Here is a 22,706-nt window from a genome sequence, read left to right on the forward strand (position 1 = left end):
TCAGAATCCTATGCCGGCGGCAAGGCCGAAGCGGATGCGGTCTCGATTATTGATGCCGCGGCCGAACACCGGGCGGGCGCCAAACGCGTCGACAAAGATCGGACCACGCTGCATGCGAAGGCCGATGCCCGCGCCTCCGCGCAGGCCCGGGCCATCGCGCACGCCGCCAAAGTCGAACAGGGCGTAAGGTCTAAAGCCATCGGCGATGCGCGCACCCAGTTCCTGGCGCACATAGAAGCCTTCGCGGCCCAGCAACGCGGTATCGCTGTCCAGCCCGCGCACCGTGTACGATCCGCCCACCTGCACGAGGTCCGAGCCGTAGAGGTTCTTACTGCTGACTTGGCCGAAGAACTCGGCACGATAATCATTGATGAAACCGCGCTCGAACGGCACCTGCAGGGAAAAGTTGGCGCTGAAGATGCGATAGCGCGCGCTGGGCAAGGCATCGGGGCGGTCGCTGGGCTCATCCTGTGCGCCCAGGATGCCAAGGCCCAGACGCAGGCCGACCGACCCATCAAGCCGCGCTCGGCCGATGCTTCGCCGGTCGATCAGGCGCAGTTCGAGGTCGGTCAGGTTCTGCCGCTGGATGCCGATTTCTACATTGTCGATGAAGTTCTTGGCCCAGCGCTTGGCTAGGCCGACGCTGATCGATGTGCGCGAGGTCTGGTCGCGGTGAACCACGCGTTCGGCGGCGATCGCCACCCGCTCGAGCTTTCCGCGTGTGCCGAACGTGCTGACATCGCCGACGACCGTTTGTTCATACCGATTGGAGGAAGCATTGGCGCTGATCGTCCACCAGCCCAGCGGCACCGATGCCGTGGCACCGTAGCCGCGGCTATCGGCGGGAATACCCGGACTATCGGTACGGCGGTTGTAATAGACGCTGATGACTTCGGAGAAGCCCAGCTGGCCAAGCTCTGCTAGTTGCACCGAGCCCTGATACCGTCCGACCCGCTCGCTGGCGAAGTTATTGATGCTGACCGAGCCCGAGATTGGGCGGGGCTGCGCCAGCGTCACGTCAAGGATCGAGGCGCCGGGCGTGTCGCCGGGCGCAATGTCCACGGTCGCAGTGCGTCCGGGAACGCTGCGCAACTGTTCCAGCCCCTGCTCTAGCACGCGCAGGTCGAGCAGGTCGCCACGCCCGAGTGGCGCGGCACGCGACCAGACCTTGGTGCGGTCGGTCTTGTTGACCCGAATATCCGAGACCGTACCGGGAACCACTACGATGCGCAGGGTGCCGCTCGCGAGATCCTGTTCGGGCAGACCCGCGCGCGTTGTCACTAAGCCATGCTCGATGAACTGCCCCTGCAGCGCGCGCACGACGTAGTTGAGGCCTTGCGTTCCCATGCAGCGGCCATGAAATTGTGCGAAGAAGCCCGGCACCCAGCGCAGCTTAGCCTGCTCGGCATTCTCGACCAAAATCTCGCGAACCGGAAAGCATTCCGCCTCGACCGGGAACGGCCCTACCACGGCAGCATCATCCTGCTGCAGCGACACGATTGGCGCTCTCTCCTGCGCCGCGCGCTCGGCAGCCTGTCGCTCCGCACGTATCCGCGCCTGCTCCTGGTCAGCGGGTGATATCCCTTGCCCCGACGCAATGCACGGCAAAGCGAACAAGACACACCCGATGGCGACACCACCCAAATACCGGCCGCCTCGCCAAACGCCCGATCGCCCCATGCTCATTGAAATGCCCCGCCCCGTTCGTCATGCCCGAAAAGACGCCAGCCCCTGACGCCCCGCCGCGTCACGGCCTACGAGCCAACACATAACTCGCGGATCCGAAAAGCGTTTCAGGCGAGCCTTGCGAATCAGCGCCTAGCGCGTTGCCATGGGTGAAGTGGCACATCAGGGTAACTGGCAGTTATTGTCGGAACCCGACGTTCGCCGTAGTGAGCATGAACGGCCGACGCTGGTCGGCTGCTGCCGGATGCGGAATGCGGATTCGTGAGACTTGCCGCCGTTCCGACGGCTTAAGCCGAATGGCATTCTTCAGAATAAGCGGTCATTCTAAGTCTAGGTGGCAGGCAACCTCCGGCTCATCAGCCGAGAGCGCGCGAGGCAAGATCGGCGGTAGCGTCACGCTTTGCCAGTGCGGCCTTCCGTTCGGAGTAGCGGTCAACGAGCTGGTCGGCGTGCGGCCGGGTTAGGATCGTGAACCGGACCAGTTCCTCCATCACATCGACAATCCGGTCATAGTAGCTCGACGGGCGCATACGGCCCGCTTCGTCAAACTCCTTGAAGGCCATCGCCACGCTCGACTGGTTGGGGATGGTGATCATCCGCATCCAGCGGCCGAGCAGGCGCAGCGTGTTCACCGCATTGAACGACTGCGAACCACCCGACACCTGCATGACCGCGAGCGTGCGACCCTGGGTCGGCCGCATGCCGCCGAACTCTAACGGCAGATGGTCGATCTGCGCCTTCATGATGCCGGTGATCTGGCCGTGCCGTTCGGGGCTGCACCAGACCATGCCTTCGGACCATAGCGCATGCTGGCGCAACTCATGGACGGCGGGATGATCGTCGCCCTTCACCTGATCGGGGAGCGGCAGGTCGCTCGGATCAAATATCCGCACCTCCGCGCCGAACAGGATCAGCAGTCGCGCCGCTTCCTCGGTCGCGAGCCGGCTGAACGAGCGTTCGCGCAGCGACCCGTAGAGCAGCAGGATGCGTGGCGGCGGCTGATCGTCGCCCATGCCGGCGCCGGGCCGAGGGATCGTGATGCTGCGATCGAGCGCGGGCAGATGGTCGGTGTCGGTCAGGTCACGAAGGCGAGTCATCCAAGATCCTTGACGAGATAGGTCGCGCGCGGACCGCACAGCGACGTGAACTGCGCGGTTTGGCGATGAAGGCCGGCGCGGCAGCGCGATCGGCATCGGCGTAGCCGAGCCTGCGGAACAACTCCCCGGTGCCGCTGGTCAGGAGGTGCAGCCGTTCGACCGCGCCATCGGCGACGCCTTCAAGGCGTTTGACCAGCATCCGGCCATATCCTTTGCCGCGCCGGGTTGGGGGCACGACCAGCGAGCGGAGCAGCCAGTCAGCGCCGTTGCCTTCCAGACCGATGAGCCCGATCAGCCGTTCATCGTCGGACAAGCTGAAAAACATCTGGTCGGACCGCCGAGATCGTCGGTCGGGAGCGGCGCGGCGCCGAGCGTGAGGCGCAGGACATCATCGGCGTGGCGGGCTTCCGAGAAGTGAACCTCAGTCATGCCCTGGCTCTCGCTTCATACCAATGCCGGGTCCTCTTCACGATCGAGACGACCGACAGCATCACCGGCACCTCGACCAGCACACCGACCACGGTCGCCAGCGCTGCCCCCGAGTTGAGCCCGAACAGGCTGATTGCGGCGGCCACCGCCAGTTCGAAGAAGTTGGAGGCGCCGATCAGCGCGGCGGGGGCTGCCACGCACCACGCGACTCCGAACCGGCGGCTCAGCCAATAGGCAAGCCCCGCGTTGAAATAGACCTGGATGAGGATCGGAACCGCGATCAGCGCGATGACGAGCGGATGGTCGATGATCGCCTCACCCTGAAACCCGAACAGCAGGACCAGCGTGCTCAGCAACGCCAGCAGCGATACCGGTCCAAGCCGGGCCAGCAGCCGATCCAGTGCGGGCTGTCCGCCGGCTCCGATCACTGAAGTTCGAACGACCTGCGCGACGATCACCGGCACGACGATGTAGAGCATGACCGAGATCAGCAGCGTGTCCCACGGCACCGTGATCGACGCGACGCCGAGCAGTAGGCCGACAAGGGGCGCGAAGGCGAAGACCATGATCACGTCGTTCAGCGCGACCTGGCTCAGCGTATAGGTCGGCTCACCCTCACAGAGGTTGGACCATACAAATACCATCGCCGTGCAGGGCGCGGCAGCCAGCAGGATCAGACCGGCGATATAGGAGCTGACCTCGCCCGCCGGCAGCAGCGGCCGAAACAGCCAGCCGAGGAACAGAGTGCCCAGCAGCGCCATCGAGAAGGGCTTCACCGCCCAGTTGATGAACAGGGTGACGCCAACTCCCTTCCAGTGCTGGCGTACCGAGCCGAGCGCGCGCAGGTCTATCTTGAGCAGCATGGGGATGATCATCAGCCAGATGAGTATCGCGACCACAAGGTTGACGCGCGCCATCTCGGCCGAGGCAATGGCAGCGAAAAGGCCCGGCAAAGCATAGCCGAGCGCGATCCCGACCACGATGCACAGCGCCACCCAGACGCTGAGATAGCGCTCGAACGTGCTGATCGCTTGCCTTGCCGGAACGGCGGTGGTCATCCGCCGATCCTGTTGCCCGCATCGTCGATGACCTTCTCGCCATCTTCCTTGGTGAAGGCGTCGCGCTGCCGCGCGGGCAGCAGGTCGAGCACCTCTTCCGATGGGCGGCATAGCTTCACCCCAAGCGGCGAGACGACGATCGGCCGATTGATGAGGATCGGATGCGCGATCATTGCCTCGATCACCTGGTCATTGGAGAGTGCCGGGTCGCCAAGGCCAAGCTCAGCATAGGGCGTGCCCTTCTCGCGCAGCAGCGCGCGGGGCGTGATGTCCATGCGCCCGATCAGCGAGACGAGACGCGAGCGGCTGGGCGGAGTCTTCAGATACTCGATGACGTGCGGCTCGATGCCGGCGTTCTGGATCATCGCCAGCGTGTTGCGCGACGTCCCGCACTCGGGGTTGTGATAGATGATAATATCGACGGTCATGGCAGCCTTCAGCAGCAGGGGTTAAGCTCGGCGATCAGCGGTTCGCAAAGCTCCGCCTTGCCGCCGCAGCAGTCCTTCACGAGGAACAGCGTCAGCACCTTCAACTGGTCGAGATCGGCGCGGTAATTGATGATGCGGCTGCGCCGCTCCGACCGGATCAGCCCGGCGCGCGCCAGCGTTGCGAGATGCACCGACATTGTGTTCTGCGGCACGTCGAGCGCCTTGGCGACCTCGCCGGCGGCCAGGCCTTCAGGCTCGTGGTGGACCAGCAGGCGGAATGCGTCGAGGCGGGTGTCCTGCGCGAGCGCGCCAAGGGCCGAGATAACTGCGTTTTTTTCCATATATCCACGTTAGCGGATTTATGGATTTATACAAGCGTTGTCCAACTTGCCAAAAGCCGACCTTGGCGCTTCGGTCACGAAAGACCGGGTTTGGTCGGAAGCCGACCTCGTCCGATCGACACGTGCTCGCACACACACCTGCTACAAATCAGACATGTCTCTATCTACCCCAGGTAGTACACAGCGTGGCGGTTCGTCCGGATTAGGCTACAGCAGACCGCATAAATCCGGTCGCCAAACAGGGTTGCAAACAGGATTGCAACCTCATTTTTTGGAAAAAATCCAATTATTTGAACAAGAAATGGCGGAGCGGGAGGTATACAAAGAAGACTGATTTCAAAGTAAATTATAGCATCACGCCCCTTTTGCCGTAATTTTGGTCGTAATCTATCTTACGCACTCCCGCGTTCGTTGATGAACCGCTGCGGTCACTTCAGCCATCACTGCTCCCGGTTCATGCTGCAACCGGCTCATGCGGAGGTCGGACAGCTGCGCGTCGCGTCGTTGATGGGTTTTATGCGTTTGCCACCGCAGCTTTCGCCCAGACTGGCCTATACACGCCTGATGATGTGGATCATGAGTCCGCCGTCACGAGCATGCTAATCGAGTTCTGCGCCCACTAAAATCGCGGGTCCTGTTATCGCCTGCTCATCGGAATGGATCACTAAATCTCGGACTTGCCGCTAATCAAGCCCGTCAACCGCGCCTAGGGATCGTAGGCGCAAGGATCAACGCGACGGCTTAAAGGCGAACAGTTCCGTGCGGATCGACGGCGGCGCTCCCGGCTTGAACCACTGGGTGTCCTGGATGTGACTGGCGGTGACGTAGATGCGACCGTCAGGCCCTTCGGCAAAGGTGTCAGGCCAGCGCAATCGTGGGTCGGTCAGCACAGTCTCCAAGGAGGCGCCTTTCAGTCGCTTAATCGAAAAGTCGGTGGGTGAGGTGACGTAGAGCACGCCTGCCTTGCTCATCCACAGACCATCGGCAACCTGGCTTTGCGCCACGGTCTTCACCGCGGATTGGCGCTGAGCATCCTCGACGCCGCGAGCCAGCAGCCGCGTCTCAATCGAGTAGAGCGTCTTGCCGGTAAGCGCCTGGTAGTACAGCGTCCGGCCGTCGTTGCTAATCGCGATCCCGTCCGATGCGAACATCGGCTGGCGCCCGTCAGGACGGCGCAGCGGCTGGCCATTCATGGTGACGGTGACAGTCTTGTCGACCTGGGTGGAGGCATGTCCGTCGAGTGCACGCCAGCTTGCGCCGCTATCGAGATCGACCACGATGATCGCGCCACGCGTGCCGCTGTCGGTGATGTAACCCATTCGTCCATCCGACGAAAAGCGGATGTCGTTGAGGTAGGTGCCTTGGAGTGCGACATTCTCGGGCACTGGGATGACTTTGACCCGGTTGGTCTTGAGGTCGATCTTCACCAGTTTGGGCGCGCCAGGCAGGATCTTCTCGTTGCCGGGCGCACCGGGATCGACGACCCACAAGTTGCCCTTGCCGTCTGGCACGATCGACTGGATGCAGACGAAGTGGTTCTCCACTGGCAGTTCGTTCGCCTTGTCATTGCGCCAGGCATTCCAGTTGGCGTCGGGATAGGGCCGCAGCGACCCATCCTTCATCACCTCGGCGACCGAGATCGGCGCATCGTCCGTCCAGCGCGGAAAGTTGACGAAGCGGCGCCCGTCTGCCGTGACGGCCACACCGGTCGCCTGATGATTGAAGCGCACAACCTGGCTCAGCGACGCGGCGTTGCGCTGCGCGCTCGCTCCGCTGGCTGTGAAAGCAGCAAGGGTCGCAAAGCTCACCAGCAGAGTACGTTTGCTCATGATCATCCTCTCATCTCATGCAGTCGTATTCGGCCGACAGCCCGGATCGCCGCGCATTCGCAAGTACAACAATCCGCAGCGCCAAACGGTTCTCTGCCCGCTTTCAAGACCTTGCCAGCGGACCGGCCAAATCGTGCATCGGACACCCGTTGAACTTCCCCCGGAACTCGGCCGACATCTCATACGCATGTCGGCGCGCGCGGTTGACCGAGCCGAGCGGACGGTGCGCGGCCAAGCCATGCCAAGGGCTGAAGAAGGTCTCGTCATCGATTTGGCCTGCGAGTTCCGTGCCGAATGAAAGCTGCGGCTCGACGGTGATGCGGCCCACCGTGCGATAAGGGCTCGCTTCCTCGTCCCACTCGACCGAAGCGTCCTCGATCGGCATCACGTCGAGATCGGTGTTGAGCTGCACGCGTAGCTCCCAGGTGCCGCCACCATCGATGATCGTCTCGCGGATGACCTCGCGTAGGGCATCTGGGCGATCGCTGGTGTTGACCTTGTCACCAGTCAAGTCAGTCAGGTTGGGCGACACAGGCACAAGCGCGAATTTGGCGATGTGCTCGCCAAAGCGGAACGGCGTCTGACTGTAGTAGCTGTCGCCTAGCGGATGGGTGAGCGGAGCACCGCCCATGGTCGAGATCATCGCGCTCTTGCCGCCAACCGCTTCAAGTGCGCTTTCGACTCCGCGAAGGGTCGCCGAAAGTAGCTTCTTTGCCCACTCGGCCTTGTCAGTGGTAGCGGCGAGCTGCTTGAGGCTGCTCAGGAACGCCTTGGCGTCCGGCGCCGCAAAGGCGGGCGCGTTCACCATAATGATGTTCTGCGTTGTCTCGCCCTGTGATTCTGGAAGGCGCTCGCCCTCCACGTCGAGGATCTTGAGCGCGAGGCCGCGAGGTGCTGACACTGCATCGTCAAGGATGTCGCCTGGATTGGTCGAGATGCGCATCACCACTTGATGGACCCCGGGCGTCGAGAACAGTCCTTGGGCCAACTCGGGAGGCAGGGTTTCGGCGATTGTCAGCCTCCCGGCAAAGATACCGTGAGCCTTGGCGTGCACGCTGCGTACGGCGCGGCCGTAGTCCGCGGATGTCGTTTCGGTGATCGAACGCATCGTGTCGATCAACTCGCGATGAACCTGTTCCTCATTCTCGATCGGCTTCTCGACGGCATCGCTGAAGCGGACAGGCGTGTTCATGGCGGATCTCGCGAACGGATGTGTTCATCGGTCGAACTGTCAGGAGACTTGTGGGTTTCGTACGCTAGCCGACGCAAAGCCCGGCTTCGTTCGCGGAGCCACACGACACGTGAAGATGGAGCACGGATGAGCGACCCGCTACCAACTGTCCGCATGTCCCAACGACAGAACGAAGGCTGCGGGATCGAGCAAGGCTCGGTTGGTAATGGGTTGCTGCGCGTCCTGAGGCCGGAAGATTTCGCCGCGCTCTCGCCCTTTCTGCAGCGCGTACCGCTCGAACTTGGCAGCACTCTGGCGCGGGCCGGTGAGCGGATCGACGAGATCTGCTTCCCCGAAGCCGCGGTGATCGGCCTGATCGACGTGCTGGAAAGCGAGCAGCGCCTCGCCATCGCCCTGTCCGGGCGGGAGGGGTTCGTGGGCTGGCCGCTGGTGCTGGGAAGTGATCGCTGGCCGCACGAGGCGGTGGTTCGGGCGAAGCAAGGAACCGCGCTCAAGATCAGGGCTGTCGATCTACTCGCGATCCTCGACACGCATCCGCTCATCCGGACAGTCCTGCTGCGTTATGCCATGACCCTGATGACGCAGATGACGCGCACGATCGTGTCCAACCTGATCCATCCGGTGGATCGTCGCACTGCACGCTGGCTCCTGCTCTACCACGACCGGATCGACGGTGACGAGATCGCGATCACGCATGAGGAACTCGGCCTTATGTTGGGTGTGAGGCGATCGACCATCACCGACGCGCTGCACCAGCTTGAAGGGAGCGGCGTCCTGCGCGGCTATCGCGGGCGTCTGATGATTTGCGACCGCGGACAGCTGGAGGCCTTGGCTGGAGAGACTTACGGATTCGCAGAACGCGAGTATGCTAGACTGCTGATCAGCAATCCACTGCAAAGCGAGCGACCGTTTCCTTGAGCCGATCGGCTTCGAAGGGCTTCTCCATCAAGCCATCGTGGTCATAGCCGTCGAGCGCCTCGGGGTTTCCGGTGATGAAGATAGCTGGGACACGCCCAACTCGCAGGCGGATGCTGGTCACGGCGGCAGGCCCCGTGCCGGTAAGGAGCCTTACATCCGACACGATGATATCGGGCTTCTGCTCCATCGCGGCGCTGACCGCTTCCAACTCTGTCTGAGCGTATGCCACCGTCTTCGCGCCAGCCTGCTCCACCAAATCGCCGATGTGGAACGCGATAATTGCTTCATCTTCAATAACTAACGCATGTCGCGAGTGGGGAACGAACGTCGTGCAGATTCTCGAGCAACTGTGTACGTCTGCTCGCGACCAATGCAGGTCGTTCAGAGGTGTGTATTTGTATGTCCGCTTACATGAAAAACTGTCGTTTGCAGTTGCTATCGTGACCGGGGTTGCCACCTCTGATATTGCAGACACTCCGATTGTCCTCCAAATGACCCAATAGCGGACATCGCGAGCTAGCATCGACGAACTTTAAGTCCTGCGCCGGCTCTACAGCGGCTCGGGGCAGGCGCGTTTAGCGACTGCACCACAGTCTGCCAAGAACACCGTGATATTCTTGGCGACAAAGACAGCATGGTTCGTCACTTCAGGAAGCCCCATCAACTCGCCGAAGGTACCGCGCGCCAGCGGGCCAGCGACGAAGGCTCGCGGGTTGGGGCCTTGGGTACCGATCAGGTGGCTGCTTTCGTCCACTGCGATCCCAAGGCCGGTGGGGTCCGGTACCAGCGAACCGGATGCGAGAAGTCCAGATAGGACGGGTAGCGAGGTCAAGATGCTGCCGTGACCAGGGCCTGTCGTCGCGATGACCGCATTGAAACTTTGCCTCCGAAGCGCACTTGACCGGTTTTGCCCAGCGCGGCCTTGCAGGGTCACGGCGAACCGGCCTGATTGCATCTCGGCTTGCTGGATGGACGCGGCCTCGACCATCAGGGTCCCCTCCGCGATGCGGCGATCTAAGACTGCGCCGATCTGTGGCGCGATGCGGAAGCGGTGGGTGTCCCAGAAGGGCCGCAGATGCCGGATCAGCCGGCGCCGTTCGACCAGCGGCAGGGCTTTCCAGATGTCCGGGCCTTGCACACGCAAGCGGTCAAACAGCCCTTGCCAGGGCCGACCCGCCCGCGCCGCCACGCGGACCCGGCGAAGGAGGTCGAGAGCTGTGCGCGGCGGCCGGGTGGCGAAGTCGCCAAAGGGCTCGACATGGGTGTCCGCATGGCTGTGCGATCGCTGGCCGCGGCGAGAGATCGCGGTGATCTGGCCGCGATGGCCCTGCGCATCGAGCGTCGCGATGGTATCGGCCATGGTCAGACCGGTGCCCACGACCAGAACGCTGTCTTCTCGCCCGATCGGCGCAAGCGCCCCGGCCGCCCAAGGATCGGCGATGAACTTGGGTTCCCCGCCGAACGCCCGGGCAAGGACGGAAGGCGGACTCGGCGGTGGGTGGCTGGTGGCGATGACGATGACGTCGGCGGCGAAACTTTCGCCGGAGTCGGTGACGAGCATCCAGCCGCTGTCTTCGCTCGCAACAGATTTGATCCGGCCTTGGTGGTGTTCGACTTGGCCGCTTGCCAGTAAAGGCTGCAGATGCTCCGCGACATAGCGGCCGAACAAACGGCGGGCGGGAAAGGATTGGCCGTTCGCCAGGGTCGCGTCCGGGTCGCCGTCCAACTCGCCTTGGGCGACGAGCCAGCGGGCGAAGTGTTCCTGGTCATCCGGTAACAGCGTCATCCGTGCGGCGGGCACATTGATGCGATGTATCGGATCCTGCGTCGAGTATGCGACACCCTGCCCAATCTCGGCTCGCGGCTCGAATACGACGATCCGCAACGGACCGTCCGCAAGACGCGCCAGATGATAGGCGACGGCGGCTCCGGTGAAGCCGCCGCCGATGATCGCCACCGTCGGTACGGTAGATGAGGCTTGAGGCATGGACACTCAGGATTGCGAGGCGCGGACCGCCGGGCGGTGATCGCCCGCGATGGTTTCGCCGAACGGCCCCATGTTGCTGGCCGCCGCAGTCGTGCGGTGGCCGTGCGCGAGCGGAAGGCGGGGCAGCACCAGTTCGCCGAAGCGATAGGCTTCTTCCAGGTGCGGGTATCCCGACAGGATGAAGCTGTCGATGCCGATCCGCCGATATTCGTCAATCCGCGCGGCGACCGTCTCGGGATCGCCGACCAGCGCCGTGCCGGCGCCCCCGCGCACCAGGCCGACGCCGGCCCACAAGTCCGGGCTGACTTCCAGCCGGTCGCGGCGGCCGCCGTGCAGCTTGCTCATCCGCGCCTGGCCGACTGAATCCATCCGTGCAAAAACGCTCTGCGCTCTGGCGATGGTCTCATCATCGAGCCGGCTGATGAGCGCGTCGGCGGCGGCCCAGGCCTGTTCGCGGATTTCGCGCACGATCACATGCAGCCTGATCCCGAATGAGACTTCGCGACCCTGTTCGGCGGCCAGAGCGCGGATCGTCGCCACCTTGGCGGCGACGGCGGCGGGCGGCTCGCCCCAGGTCAGGTACTTGTCGATGGTCCTGGCCGCGACCCGGTTGCCCGCTTCGGACGAACCGCCAAAGTAGAGCGGCGGATAGGGTGTCTGCACCGCCGGGAACAGCAGCCTGCCGTCGCTGATGCGAAAGTGCCTGCCTTCGTGTTCCACCACTTCGCCGCGCAGCAGCGCGGTATAGATGCCCAGGAACTCCTCGGTCACTTCGTAGCGTTCAGCATGGTCGAGGAAGATGCCGTCCCCGCCATTCTCCACCGGATCGCCGCCGGTGACCACGTTGATCAGCAGCCGTCCGTTGGAAATGCGGTCGAGCGTCGCGGTCATCCGCGCGGCGAGCGTGGGCGACTGCAGTCCGGGCCGCACCGCGACGAGGAACCGCAGCCGCTCGGTCGCGGGGACGAGCGCGGAAGCCACCACCCAGCTATCTTCGCAGCTGCGTCCGGTTGGCAGCAGTACGCCGTAGTAGCCAAGCGTGTCGGCGGCCTGCGCGATCTGCCGCAGATAGGGCAGGTCGACCGCGCGGCCGCCCTCCTGCGTGCCCAGATAGCGGCTGTCCCCGTGCGTGGGCAGAAACCACAGCACATTAATCTTGTCGGGTGCGCTGATGCTCATTGGTTCAGCTCCAGGCGTGCAGCGGCGGGTTTTCGCCATTGAGGTAGTAATTACCGACGATCGCGTATTTCCACCGAACGGGGTCGTGAAGGGTGTGCGTGCGGGCGTTGCGCCAGTGCCGGTCGAGGCCGTGCTCGGCGAGCGTCGAGCGGGTTCCGGCCAGCTCAAACAGCTTGTTGGTCGCCTCGATTGCGATTTCGGTGCTGAGGATCTTGGCCTCGGCGGTGGTGATCTGTGCGGTGGCGACGGTCTCTCCGTTCGGGTTGGCGACCGCCTCGTCCACGGCGATCGCGGCCCGGTCGAGCAGGGCGCGAGTGGCGTTGAGGCGCAGTTTCAGCGCACCGACGGCCTGGATCACGTAAGGGTCCTGCCATGCATGATCGAGGCCGCTGTCGACCCAGGCGCGCGACTTCTCACGCACGAAGCTGATCGTGTCGGCGATGGCCGCCGCGGCGATGCCGGTGTCCACCGCGACCTGGATGATCTGGAAAATCGCGCCGTCGGCTGTGGGCTCGGCATATCCCTTGTAGCCCGGAACCACATGCGTCTTTGGCACGCGGACCTTGTCCAGCAGCACGGTGCCGCTTAGCGTCGTGCGCTGGCCGAAGGCAGACCAGTCGTCGATCACCGTCAGCCCCGGCGCGGCACGGTCGGCGATGGCGTAAAAGGCGCGACCCTCGTCATCCAGCGCCACGACCGGGACCAGATGGGCGAGCAGCGCACCGGTGGCGTAGAACTTGCGGCCCGATACGATGACATGGTCGCCGTCGTCCACGAAGGTGGTCTCGAAATCAGCGGCGCGCTTCGATCCGAATTCGGAGAAGGCATTGCCGAAGCGGGTACCCTCCAAGACCTGCTTGAACAGCAGCGCCTGCTGCGTTTCGTCAGACGTGGTGCGGATCGCGGCGACGACGCCGATGTGGTTCTGCGGAATCTGGCCCAGCGACGGATCGGAGGCGGAGATGATGTCGATCACCTTGACGATGGTGCGGTACGACAAGTCCGGCCCGCCGAAGCGCTTGGGCACGTTGAGCGACCACAGGCCGCTCTGCGAAAATGCATCGAGTTCGGCTAGCGGCCAGACCCGCTCGCGGTCGCGATGCAGCGCACCCTTGGCGAATTGCGCCGCAAGCTTTTCGGCCACCGCTATCGCCTCGGCATCGTCGCGGATTATATGGGCGGGGGCATCGGGACGGGCCACGGCGGGTACGCCAGACTGACCTGGCACGGCGTCCGCTGCGGCGGGGGCATCCTTGAGAAGCGTGGTCATACAGTCTCCTGTCAATGGATCTGGGTGTTGGAAGGGGGGGAGAGCGTCCCCGCTTGGGGTTCGATGGGGGTGCCGCCGATCGCGCCGATGCGGATCAGGCGGGCGCGCACGATGTTGCGGCTGATGCCCAGCAGTTTCGCGGTCTGAACCTGGTTGCGCTGGCAATATTCGAAGGCTGCCAGGAACACGCGGTTCTCGATCTGCTCGAAGAGTTCGTCGCCGCCCTGCTCGAAGATATCGAACAAGGCGCCTTCCAGATCGACCGCCGGCTGGTGGCCGCTTCCATGATGAGAGGACGGCGCGGCGACTTGCGGACCGGACGTCAGCTGCAAGTCCGCCGGGCGGATCACGCCATCATCGCACACCAGCAGCGCATGGTGGATGGCGTTCTCCAGCTCGCGGATGTTGCCCAGCCAATTGTGCCGCACCAGCGCACGCTCGGCTTCCGGCGAGAGTTCGGCGTGGGCGTAGCCGAGCCGGTCGCGGTGCTGCTTGAGGAAGAAGTGCGTGAGCGGCAGGATATCGCGCGGCCGATCGCGCAAGGCCGGCAGCGTCAGTGATGCGACGCGCAGGCGGTAGAACAGGTCCTCGCGGAAGCGCCCCGCCGAGACGGCACCTTCAAGCTTTACGTTGGTGGCGGCGATGACCCGGACGTCGATGGGGCGCGAGGTGCGCGATCCGACACGCACCACTTCACGCTCCTGCAACACGCGCAGCAGCTTGACCTGCATGCTGAGCGGCAGGTCGCCGATCTCGTCGAGAAACAGCGTGCCGCCGTCCGCCGCTTCGAACCAGCCCTCCTTGGCAGCGACAGCCCCTGTGAATGCGCCGCGCTCGTGGCCGAAAAGCTCACTTTCCACCAGCGTCTCGGTGAAGGCGCCGCAATTGACGGCGAGGAACTGGCAATCCTTGCGGCGGCTGAGATCATGGACGTGGCGCGCGACAATCTCTTTGCCAGTGCCGGTCTCGCCCACGATCAGGACGTTGGCTTCGCTGGGGGCAAGGCGCTCGATCCGATCAAGCACCGCGCGCGATAGCGGGTCCTCGAACACTAGCGCGGAGGCGCGAACCGACTTCGTCAGCGATCGCGGGTGCGGGTAGGTCAGCAGGGATTTGATCTGTGACATGGCGGGCTCCGTTCGCGCTTCGTCAGGCCGGGATGGCTTGCAGGATAGCGGGTGCCGTGGTCGGCAGGCCCAGGTAAGTCGACCAGATTTCCGGATGATGGAGCAGGTCTGCGGCGGTGCCCGAAAGACGGATCGCGCCATTCTCCAGCACATGGGCATCGTGCGCGAAACGCAATGTCAGAGCGACGTTCTGTTCAGCAATCAGGACGGCCACACCATGCTGGCGATTGAGCGTGGCGACGGTCTCCAGGATCGTTTCGGCAATCTGCGGGGCCAAGCCCATCGTAGGCTCGTCCAGCAGCAACAGTCGGGGTTCCCGAACCAGTGCCCGCTCGATCGCCAGCATCTGCTGCTCGCCGCCCGAGAGCAGCGCGGCAGGCGTGCGGCGGCGGTCGGCCAACTGGGGAAAGCGGGTAAAGGCCTTCTCCAGCGCGGCACGCGTTTCCGCCCGCGACAGGCGCAGCGAGGCGGCGGCGGTGCGCAGGTTCTCCTCCACCGTCATCGGCAGGAAGCAGCGCCGCCCTTCCAATACTTGCCCGATGCCCGCCGCCACCAGCGCATGGGGGCTTTGCGGCGCGATGTCCTTGCCGTCAAAGCGGATCGCGCCGCGGGTCAGGCGACCACGATCCAGTTCGAGCAGGCGGGAGATGGCGCGCAAGGTCGTCGTCTTGCCCGATCCGTTGGCGCCGATCAGCGAGACAAAGCCGTCTTCCGGCACCGTAAACGTGATGTCGCGCACGGCCAGGATCGCCTGGTCGTAGCGGATCTCCACGTTGTCGACTTCGAGGATGTTGCGCATGGTGCCGCCTCTCGCCTTGCCAATCAGCTCTTCGAGCAGTCGCGCGGCGTGATGCCCTTTTCGCGGGCGTACTGGCGTGCCGAGGCCTCGATGATCGGGCGGAGCAGTGGGCGATCGGCCTGGATCCAGTCACTGATGACGGTCCATTTGGCGCCGTCCCACTGCTGGAACCGCACTGCGCCGCCGCCCTCGTGGTCCGAACACGAAAGCTTGAGCGGCTGCACCAGCCCGACCGCGCCCAATGCCTTCAGGCGGGCGTCGTCGATGTCCAGGTGCTCGAACCCTCAGCGCACTTCCTCGCCGGTCAGCGGGCGCTTGCCGAATTTCGCCTGGGCGACGCGCACCGCCTCGACGTTGAGGATGCCGTTCACCACGCCCAGGTTGTAATACACGGTGCCGAAGCGCTTGGGGTCCGTCAGGTTGCCCTTGCCCTTGTCGATCACTTGCGCCTTGATCTGCTGCAGCACGGGGAAGCTGGTGCCTGAGGGGTGCGTGGTGATTGAGATGAAGCCCTTGGCCGCGCCACCGGCGGGCGCGGCGTCTTCCTCGGAATTGCTCCAGATGTTGCCGATGATGTGATCCGCCGGGAACCCCACCTTGCGCGCGGTTTTTAGCGCCACCGGGTTCATCACGCCCCAGCCGCGCAGGATCACCCATTCGGGATTGATCTGCCGGATCTTGAGCCATTGCGACTGCTGCTCGTTACCCGGATGCGGCACTTCGATCTTGTCGACTGAGACGCCATAGCGCGCCGCCAGCGTGTCGATCACGCCGTTGGTCTCCTTGCCGTAGGGCGAACCGTGATAAAGCACGACGATGTGCTTGCCGCGCAACTTGTCCAGGCCGCCGGCTTTCGCGCCGATCCAGTTGAAGATTGCCGAAACTTCGCTGTAGGGGTTCAGCTGGAGCGGGAATACATACGGAAACACGCTGCCGTCGGTCGAATCTGTCCGGCCGTGGTTGATGGTGATCAGCGGGATCTTGTCGGTGGTCGATCGGTCCAGCGTTGCATAGGCTATGCCGACCGACAGCGGGTTGGTGGCTGCCGTGGGCGAACCGTCTGCGCTTTTCTTGAGCCGTTCGTAGCATTCGACGCCTTTTTCGACGTCGTATTCAGTCTCACACTCTGCCCAGCTCAAGGGCACGCCGTTGACGCCGCCCTGCGCGTTGATCAGCTGCATGTAATCGATGAAGCCACCGAAGAAGCCGCTGCCACCAGCAGCATAAGGCCCAACGCGGTAGCTCTGCAACGGGAAGTACTGGGACTTGCCCGGCGCGGCAGTGACACCGCCTTGCTGGGCCGATGAGGCTTCCTTTTGGCATCCTGCCAACAGGACGAGCGTTGCGGCGGCGGAAAGGCTCAGGAATGACTTGGGTGAATTGCTAAACATTCACGGCTGCTCCAACTGGCGTGGTTTCGTCAGGCCGATCCAGCTCGAGCGGGTACGGAGTGCGTGGCCCAACAACTTTGTCAGACCATCGGGCTCTGCGACGAGGAAGAAAATGATGAGTGCGCCGAAGACGATCTTCTGCGCGTTTTCGAGTAACGCGGGGTCAAGGGTTGAGCCGACGATCGCGCCGCCGATCACGCTTAGCGCGACGGGCAGCAGGACGACGAAGGCGGCGCCCAGGAAATTGCCGCGAATACTGCCCAGGCCGCCCAGGATGATTACGAACAAGATCTGAAACGAGCGGTCGAGATCGAAGCCGGCTGGCTCCACGGTGCCAAGATAGGTGAAGGCCCATAGCGATCCGGCAATCCCGAGCAGGAACGAACTGACCGCGAAGGCGAGCAGTTTGGCGCGGCCGAGCGGGATCCCCAGCGCGGCGGCAGCAAGGTCCATGTCGCGCACCGCCATCCAGGCGCGCCCCGTTGGGCTGTCGATCAGGTTGCGCACGAGCACCGTCAGCACCGCCACGATGCCCAGGGTATAGGCATAGCGGCCGGCGGGATTGTCGAGGTCGAACCCGGCCAGCGTCAGCGGGGGCGCGGTGATCACGCCCGATGCGCTGCCGTTGGTAAACCAGCCGTATTGCGACAGGAGCCAGGGCACGAAGAACTGCGCGGCGAGGGTCGACGCGATCAGGTAGAATCCTTTGACGCGCAGGCTAGGAAGTCCGAACAGGACGCCAAACGCGGCGGCAACGAACCCTCCGGCCACGATCGCGGGTAGCAGTGAGAAGCCAGGCACCCGCAAGTGGATGTTGTATGTGGCGAAGGCGCCGATCGCCATGAACGCCGCCGAACCCAGCGAGAGCTGACCGGCATAGCCTGTCAGGACGTTGAGTCCGAGCCCGGCGAGCGACAGGATCAGGATCGGCACCAGCACCGCGCCGAACAGGTAGTCCGAACCGATGGCGAAGGGCACAATTGCGGCCGCGACGATCGCCACTGGCAGCACAATGGCGCCGGCGCGTGGGGGCTCGGATGGCGCGACGGAAATGGGCGCGGGCAGGCTGGCCATGGCTCAAATCCTCGCCCAGGTGCGCTGGCCGAACAGGCCAGTCGGGCGCGCCATCAGGAAGACGAGCGCGAGGCCATAGGCGAACCAGCCCTCCACGCCGTTGCCGATGGTAGGGCCGAGATAGATCGCCGCCAGGTTCTCGCCCGCACCGACCAACACGCCCGCGACGATCACGCCGCCGATTGAGGTAAAACCGCCGATGATGAGGACGGGAAGGGCTTTCAGCACAATAAGCGAGAGCGAGAACTGCACGCCTGACCGCGCGCCCCAGATCAGTCCGGCGACCAGCGCGACGAACCCGGCGAGGCTCCAGGCGATCACGGTCACGCGCTCGAGCCGGAGGCCGATCGAGAGCGCCGCCAGCGGATCGGCGGCGACCGCGCGCAGCGACAGGCCAAGATTCGTCTTGCCTGTGACCAGCGCCAGGATCACGACCAGGCTACCGGCGATGGCGGTCGCGGCGATGTCGAAGCTGCTGAGCGATAGACCCGCGACGGACACTGGATCGTCCGAGATGCCGAGATCCAGGGCGTGGACCTGCGTGCCCCAGGCGATCTGAGACAGGCCTTCGAAGATGTAACTGAGGCCGAGCGTCGCCAGGAACAGGGTAATGACCGAGCGGTTCGAAAGCGGGCGCAGCACGAAGCGCTCGATGGCGAACGCCGCCGCGATCAGCAGCAGCAGGGTCGCGCCGAACGCCAGCCAGAACGGCACGCCGCGCTCGACGAGGTTTACGAACGTGAGGGCGGCGAACAGGATCATCGACCCTTGCGCGAAATTGAACACGCCAGACGCCCGATAGATCAACACGAAACCGATGGCGACGAGCGCGTACATCACGCCCGACAGGGCGCCTGCGACCAGCACTTCGAGGAAGAACTGCATCCTGCGCGCCCCCTAGTGCCGCGTGCCGAGATAGGCGGCGATCACCGCGCTATCGGCGGCGACCGTAGTGGGCGGTCCATCCGCGATCACGCGCCCGCGATCGAGGACGACCAGCCGATCGGCCAGGGTCAGCACCACGCCGATGTCGTGTTCGATCAGCACCACGGTGGTGCCGCGAATGTCGCGCGCGGAGCGGATCGCGGAGACCATCTCATGCTTTTCGTCCGGGTTCATGCCCGCCAGCGGCTCATCAAGAAGCAGAGTCTGCGGTGTCATCGCCTTCGCACGGGCCAGCTCGACCCGCTTTTGCACGCCATAGGGTAGGGCGGACACGAGCGTGTCGGCGTGATCCTGCAAGTCCAGCGATGCGAGCGCGTCGAGCGCCGCTTCGCGGTTCCGGCGGTCTTCGGTACGGGCGGCGCGGGTGCGAAGCAGGTAGTGCGGCCAGCCGACCTTGCCGTGCAGGGCGTGGCCGGTCAGCACGTTATCAAGCACCGTCATGCCGGCGAACAGCCCGAGGTTCTGGAACGTGCGCACGACTCCGGCCCGTGCCACGCGCTGCGGTCGCAGACGATCAAGCCGGGTGCCGTCGATCGACACGCCGCCCCGATCCGCGCGGTAGAACCCGCTCATGACGTTGAGCAGCGAACTTTTGCCCGCGCCGTTGGGGCCGATCAGCCCGACGATCTCGCCACGCCGCACGTCCAGACTGACATCGCGCAACACGTCCAGCCCGCCGAAAGATAGCGAGATGTCATGCAGCGCGATAGCCGAGCAGGACGGATCGTCCCGCTGCGGCGCGAGAGTTTGCGGCGCGGCCATGGTTAGACCGTTTCCGGCGTGCGCACGTCTTCCAGTGCGCGGACTAGCGGCAGGACGTTCTGCCCGAAGTATTCGATCTCTTCCTGGAAGTGCAGGAAGGCGGAGAGGACCAAGTCGACGCCGGCCGCTTTCAACTCCACGATGCGCTCGGCGATCTGCTTGGGGGTGCCGATCAGGTTGGTTTTGAAGCCGTCGTTGTACTGGACCAGATCCTCGAATGTCGACTTCGCCCAGTTGCCTTCGCCTTCGGGGGACGCGCGACCGGCCTGCTTGGCGGCATCACCAAACGCGTTGACCGCTTCGGGATCCGCCTGCGCGATGATGTCGTCCAGGACAGCGCGTGCCTCCTCCTCGGTATCGCGGGCGATGATGAAGGCGTTGACACCCACCTTTACGGTACGCCCCTCGGCGGCTGCCTTGGCGCGCAAGTCCTCGATCTGGGCGCGGATGCCTTCCACGTTGTTGCCATTTGTAAAATACCAGTCGGACACGCGCGCCGCCATGTCGCGCGCGGCGCGAGAGCTGCCGCCCTGGAAAATCTCCGGGTGGGGCTGCTGGAGCGGCTTGGGGCGCAAGGTGTAATCGGTGAAGCGGTAGAAGTCGCCGCGGAAGCTGAAGTTGTCCGTGGTCCAGATGCCCTTCAGCGCGCGGATGAATTCTTCAGAGCGGCGATAGCGCTCGTCATGCTCCAGCCAGTGTTCACCGATCGCGGTGAATTCACCCTTGAACCACCCGCTGACGATATTGACCGCGACGCGTCCGCCGGTGAGTTGGTCGATGGTGGCCAACTGCTTGGCGGCGACCGCCGGGTTCCACGGTCCGGGCAGGATCGCGGCGATCACCTTCAGCTTGGTCGTCGCCGCCAGCAGCGCGTGAGTGAAGGCCACCGGCTCGTGCTGGAATTCGGCGCCATATCCGGCGGTGAAGCGGATTTGCGACAGTGCGTACTCAAAGCCGTTGGCCTCGGCGATCTGCGCCAGCTTCCGATTGTAGTCGATATCCCAGCTGGTGCGCTGTTCGATCTTGCTGACGACCAGGCCGCCGCTGACGTTGGGCACCCAGTAGGCGAATTGGATCGGGGTCTTCGATGTATCGGTCATGATGACGTCCTCGAAAGTGTTCAGAGGTGGGCGATGAAGGGTTGGCGCAGTGCGGGCAGGCGGCGCGCGTCGGGACGGACCAGCCACGGCAGGGCATGGTCGACGGCCAGCGCGATCCGCTCGGCCACGGTCTTGCTAACGAGTTGGTAGTCGTCGAAATCCGCTTCGCTGGCATAGATGCCGAGCGGCAGGGCGAGCGCCTGGAAGAAGCCGAACAGTGGCCGCAACTGATGTTCGATCATCAGACAGTGACGATCGCTGCCACCCGTCGCGGCCAACAGCACCGGCCGGCCGACCAGCGATTCATGCCCAACGAAGTCGAACAGATGCTTGAGCAGGCCGGTGTAAGACGCGCGATAGACCGGCGTCGCCACGACGAGCGCGTCGGCGGTCTCGATCGCCTGGATGTCGGCGAAGACACGCGGGGGCAAGGCGCCGCGATTCAGCGTCGCGCCGACCTCTGCGCCGATCTCGCTCAGCTTGACGAAATGAACGTCGATCGGCAGCGCCACCGCCAATTCGCCGACGATCGCGTCGAGCAGGACTTCGGTCCGCGAGGGCTGCTGCAAAGCGCCCGATATGGCTACAATCCGCAAGGGCTTGGTCATCTCGTTCTCGTTTCTTCACGGCGCTTTTCTTCACGATACTTCGCAGGAAGCGTGCCAGATGTTAGCTTTCGGAAAATCAACAGCTTAGCGGCGGGGTGCGGGGCGCGATGCTGGGGTAGGGCCATCGCCGTGCTGATCGGGTGTTGCCTCATCAGCAGCGCTCACGAATAGAACGTTGGCGCGGGGGCGAGGTCGTTCAGCGCCCAGTCGCCAAGTTCGCGCAACTTGTAGTCCACCGGGTCGTGCGACGAGTGGGTGCGCAGGTTGCGCCAGTAGCGGTCGAAGCCGAACCTGCCGGTCGTCGAGCGGGCGCCCATCACGTCGAACATGCGGGTGGTGACATCCATCCCGCCCTTGATCGCGGCGACTTTGGCGGTGGCGATGGCGATCGCGGTTTCGCCGCGCAATTCGTGCGATAGCGCTTCGTCTTCCGCCCAGGCATCGTCGAGCAGCGCGGCGGCGCGATCGTTCAACAGTCGCGCGCCTTCCAGCGCCAGCCAGAACTCGCCGGCGCGCTCCAGCGCGTAGGGGTCCTGAGACTGTTCGGCCGCCGTCGAAGTCAGCCAGCGCCGGGCCTGAGTGCGCGTGTAGGCCTTGGTCGCACGGAACGCGCCCTCCGCAATGCCGAGGTAGATGTTGGACAGGATCAACTGCGCGATCAGCGGGCGCAGCGTCGCGAAGACGGAGCCGAGCGGGCCGGGCGTGAGAAGAATCTCCCCCTCTTCCACCCGGACGCGATCGAACCGCACGCTGCCGCTGTCGGTCTGGCGTTGGCCGATGTTATCCCAGTCATCCATGATCGTGATGCCCGCGCGGTCGGTCGGGATCGCCGCGATGACAAGTCGCTGCTGCCCGTCCTGCCTGGCGGAGGCGATCAGCATGTCGGAATCGAGCGCGCCGGAGCAGAAGCTCTTGTCGCCGGTGAAAGTGCGTGCACCGTCACCGGGCATGCTGACAGTGCGCGTATCCAGAGGGTTCAGCGCATTGCCCCAGAACAGCCCACGCCGCGCGGTGGTGCGGTAGGCGTTCTCCCATTGCGGCGCTGATCCGAACAAGCGGACCGTCGCCAGCATCAGATGATGAAAGGCATAGACGTGGGCGAGCGAACTGTCGGCGCGCGCAATGATGCGCACGGTGTGCATCGCCGTCGCCCAGCCGGCCCCGGTCCCGCCATGAGCCTGCGGTATGGTGAGGGACAGCAGGCCGCTGTCGCGCAGGAGGTCGCGCTCGGCCTTGGGCGTACCACCTAGCCGGTCGCGCGCCACGGCGGACTGCTCGAACAAGTCCGCCAGGGACGCCGCGGTGCTCATGGCGTCACGAAGCGGCGGATTGGCGATGGCGCTTGCACTCGTCATGGTCTGAAATCTCCCATGCCCGACCGGCAGCAAGCGCCGTGCCAAGCGGCCGTTTGCGCGACATGGCGGTGCGTGGCGGAGATGACCCGACATCGCGCCGCCGAAATGCTGGTGGGGTGTTGCTGGAGCAG

At 64.2% G+C, this 22,706-nt stretch carries 24 protein-coding genes; 1 reads left to right on the plus strand and 23 read right to left on the minus strand.

All coding sequences use genetic code 11. The features are described 5' to 3' along the window. The 9 genes from GGR39_RS15660 to GGR39_RS15695 all read right to left on the minus strand — a co-directional run bounded on the left by GGR39_RS15660 (position 1) and on the right by GGR39_RS15695 (position 8,060). Positions 1-1,497 (minus strand): ShlB/FhaC/HecB family hemolysin secretion/activation protein, encoded by a 1,497-nt coding sequence (locus GGR39_RS15660; RefSeq protein WP_183618382.1) that lies wholly within the window; start codon positions 1,495-1,497, stop codon positions 1-3. A gap of 545 nt (positions 1,498-2,042) precedes the next feature. Next, entirely contained in the window at positions 2,043-2,783 is a 741-nt protein-coding gene (gene arsH, locus GGR39_RS15665) for an arsenical resistance protein ArsH (RefSeq protein WP_183618389.1), read from the minus strand. Then, a complete protein-coding gene (locus GGR39_RS15670) occupies positions 2,767-3,096 on the minus strand; it encodes a GNAT family N-acetyltransferase (protein WP_246388811.1) in 330 nt (109 codons plus the stop codon). The genes arsH and GGR39_RS15670 overlap by 17 nt, the downstream gene beginning before the upstream one ends. Continuing rightward, on the minus strand, positions 3,075-3,212 hold the full coding sequence (locus GGR39_RS17330; protein WP_246388814.1) for a hypothetical protein: 138 nt from the start codon (positions 3,210-3,212) through the stop codon (positions 3,075-3,077). Before GGR39_RS17330 ends, GGR39_RS15670 begins: the two co-directional genes overlap by 22 nt. After that, entirely contained in the window at positions 3,209-4,270 is a 1,062-nt protein-coding gene (gene arsB / locus GGR39_RS15675) for an ACR3 family arsenite efflux transporter (protein ID WP_183618391.1), read from the minus strand. The genes GGR39_RS17330 and arsB overlap by 4 nt, the downstream gene beginning before the upstream one ends. After that, positions 4,267-4,698, minus strand: a complete 432-nt coding sequence (gene arsC, locus GGR39_RS15680; protein ID WP_183618393.1) for an arsenate reductase (glutaredoxin) — start codon at positions 4,696-4,698, stop codon at positions 4,267-4,269. Before arsC ends, arsB begins: the two co-directional genes overlap by 4 nt. Before the next feature lie 8 nt (positions 4,699-4,706). After that, positions 4,707-5,039 (minus strand): ArsR/SmtB family transcription factor, encoded by a 333-nt coding sequence (locus GGR39_RS15685; protein WP_183618395.1) that lies wholly within the window; start codon positions 5,037-5,039, stop codon positions 4,707-4,709. A 728-nt stretch (positions 5,040-5,767) separates the two neighbouring features. Next, positions 5,768-6,868, minus strand: coding sequence for an L-dopachrome tautomerase-related protein (locus GGR39_RS15690; protein WP_246388817.1), 1,101 nt, complete (start codon positions 6,866-6,868; stop codon positions 5,768-5,770). Positions 6,869-6,971: 103 nt separating this feature from the next. Next, positions 6,972-8,060 carry a catalase family protein gene (locus GGR39_RS15695; protein WP_183618399.1) on the minus strand — a complete coding sequence of 363 codons (1,089 nt, stop codon included), beginning with the start codon at positions 8,058-8,060 and terminating at the stop codon, positions 6,972-6,974. A gap of 126 nt (positions 8,061-8,186) precedes the next feature. Here GGR39_RS15695 and GGR39_RS15700 point away from each other — a divergent pair, with 126 nt between their 5' ends. Then, positions 8,187-8,978, plus strand: a complete 792-nt coding sequence (locus GGR39_RS15700) for a Crp/Fnr family transcriptional regulator (RefSeq protein WP_221226177.1) — start codon at positions 8,187-8,189, stop codon at positions 8,976-8,978. On the opposite strand, the gene GGR39_RS15705 is transcribed toward GGR39_RS15700, so the two are convergent. The 14 genes from GGR39_RS15705 to GGR39_RS15765 all read right to left on the minus strand — a co-directional run bounded on the left by GGR39_RS15705 (position 8,941) and on the right by GGR39_RS15765 (position 22,575). Further along, positions 8,941-9,501, minus strand: a complete 561-nt coding sequence (locus tag GGR39_RS15705; RefSeq protein ID WP_246388820.1) for a response regulator — start codon at positions 9,499-9,501, stop codon at positions 8,941-8,943. The genes GGR39_RS15700 and GGR39_RS15705 overlap by 38 nt on opposite strands. Positions 9,502-9,528: 27 nt before the next feature. Next, positions 9,529-10,935: an FAD-dependent oxidoreductase gene (locus GGR39_RS15710; protein WP_221226178.1), complete on the minus strand. Its 1,407-nt coding sequence runs from the start codon at positions 10,933-10,935 to the stop codon at positions 9,529-9,531. Between the two features lie 36 nt (positions 10,936-10,971). Continuing rightward, the gene (gene ssuD, locus GGR39_RS15715) at positions 10,972-12,144 is read right to left on the minus strand and encodes an FMNH2-dependent alkanesulfonate monooxygenase (protein ID WP_183618407.1); all 1,173 of its coding nucleotides are present in this window, start codon (positions 12,142-12,144) and stop codon (positions 10,972-10,974) included. 4 nt (positions 12,145-12,148) lie between these two features. Then, positions 12,149-13,414, minus strand: coding sequence for an SfnB family sulfur acquisition oxidoreductase (locus GGR39_RS15720; RefSeq protein WP_183618409.1), 1,266 nt, complete (start codon positions 13,412-13,414; stop codon positions 12,149-12,151). Between the two features lie 11 nt (positions 13,415-13,425). Then, the gene (locus GGR39_RS15725; protein ID WP_183618411.1) at positions 13,426-14,541 is read right to left on the minus strand and encodes a sigma-54 interaction domain-containing protein; all 1,116 of its coding nucleotides are present in this window, start codon (positions 14,539-14,541) and stop codon (positions 13,426-13,428) included. Positions 14,542-14,563: 22 nt separating this feature from the next. Continuing rightward, entirely contained in the window at positions 14,564-15,340 is a 777-nt protein-coding gene (locus GGR39_RS15730) for an ABC transporter ATP-binding protein (protein ID WP_183618413.1), read from the minus strand. A 23-nt stretch (positions 15,341-15,363) separates the two neighbouring features. After that, the gene (locus tag GGR39_RS17110) at positions 15,364-15,564 is read right to left on the minus strand and encodes a hypothetical protein (protein ID WP_221226179.1); all 201 of its coding nucleotides are present in this window, start codon (positions 15,562-15,564) and stop codon (positions 15,364-15,366) included. Positions 15,565-15,624: 60 nt separating this feature from the next. Continuing rightward, a complete protein-coding gene (locus tag GGR39_RS15735; protein ID WP_221226180.1) occupies positions 15,625-16,731 on the minus strand; it encodes an ABC transporter substrate-binding protein in 1,107 nt (368 codons plus the stop codon). Beyond that, complete coding sequence (locus GGR39_RS15740) at positions 16,732-17,805, minus strand: branched-chain amino acid ABC transporter permease (protein ID WP_183618415.1); 1,074 nt, start codon at positions 17,803-17,805, stop codon at positions 16,732-16,734. 3 nt (positions 17,806-17,808) lie between these two features. Then, positions 17,809-18,690 carry a branched-chain amino acid ABC transporter permease gene (locus tag GGR39_RS15745; RefSeq protein WP_183618417.1) on the minus strand — a complete coding sequence of 294 codons (882 nt, stop codon included), beginning with the start codon at positions 18,688-18,690 and terminating at the stop codon, positions 17,809-17,811. 12 nt (positions 18,691-18,702) lie between these two features. After that, on the minus strand, positions 18,703-19,512 hold the full coding sequence (locus GGR39_RS15750; protein ID WP_183618419.1) for an ABC transporter ATP-binding protein: 810 nt from the start codon (positions 19,510-19,512) through the stop codon (positions 18,703-18,705). Between the two features lie 2 nt (positions 19,513-19,514). After that, complete coding sequence (sfnG, locus tag GGR39_RS15755; protein WP_183618421.1) at positions 19,515-20,612, minus strand: dimethylsulfone monooxygenase SfnG; 1,098 nt, start codon at positions 20,610-20,612, stop codon at positions 19,515-19,517. Positions 20,613-20,632: 20 nt separating this feature from the next. Beyond that, the gene (gene msuE, locus GGR39_RS15760) at positions 20,633-21,220 is read right to left on the minus strand and encodes an FMN reductase (RefSeq protein ID WP_183618423.1); all 588 of its coding nucleotides are present in this window, start codon (positions 21,218-21,220) and stop codon (positions 20,633-20,635) included. A gap of 161 nt (positions 21,221-21,381) precedes the next feature. Then, on the minus strand, positions 21,382-22,575 hold the full coding sequence (locus tag GGR39_RS15765; protein WP_183618425.1) for an acyl-CoA dehydrogenase family protein: 1,194 nt from the start codon (positions 22,573-22,575) through the stop codon (positions 21,382-21,384). Positions 22,576-22,706: the final 131 nt, after the last annotated feature.

This window comes from Novosphingobium fluoreni (genome assembly GCF_014196615.1).
Taxonomy (GTDB): domain Bacteria; phylum Pseudomonadota; class Alphaproteobacteria; order Sphingomonadales; family Sphingomonadaceae; genus Novosphingobium; species Novosphingobium fluoreni.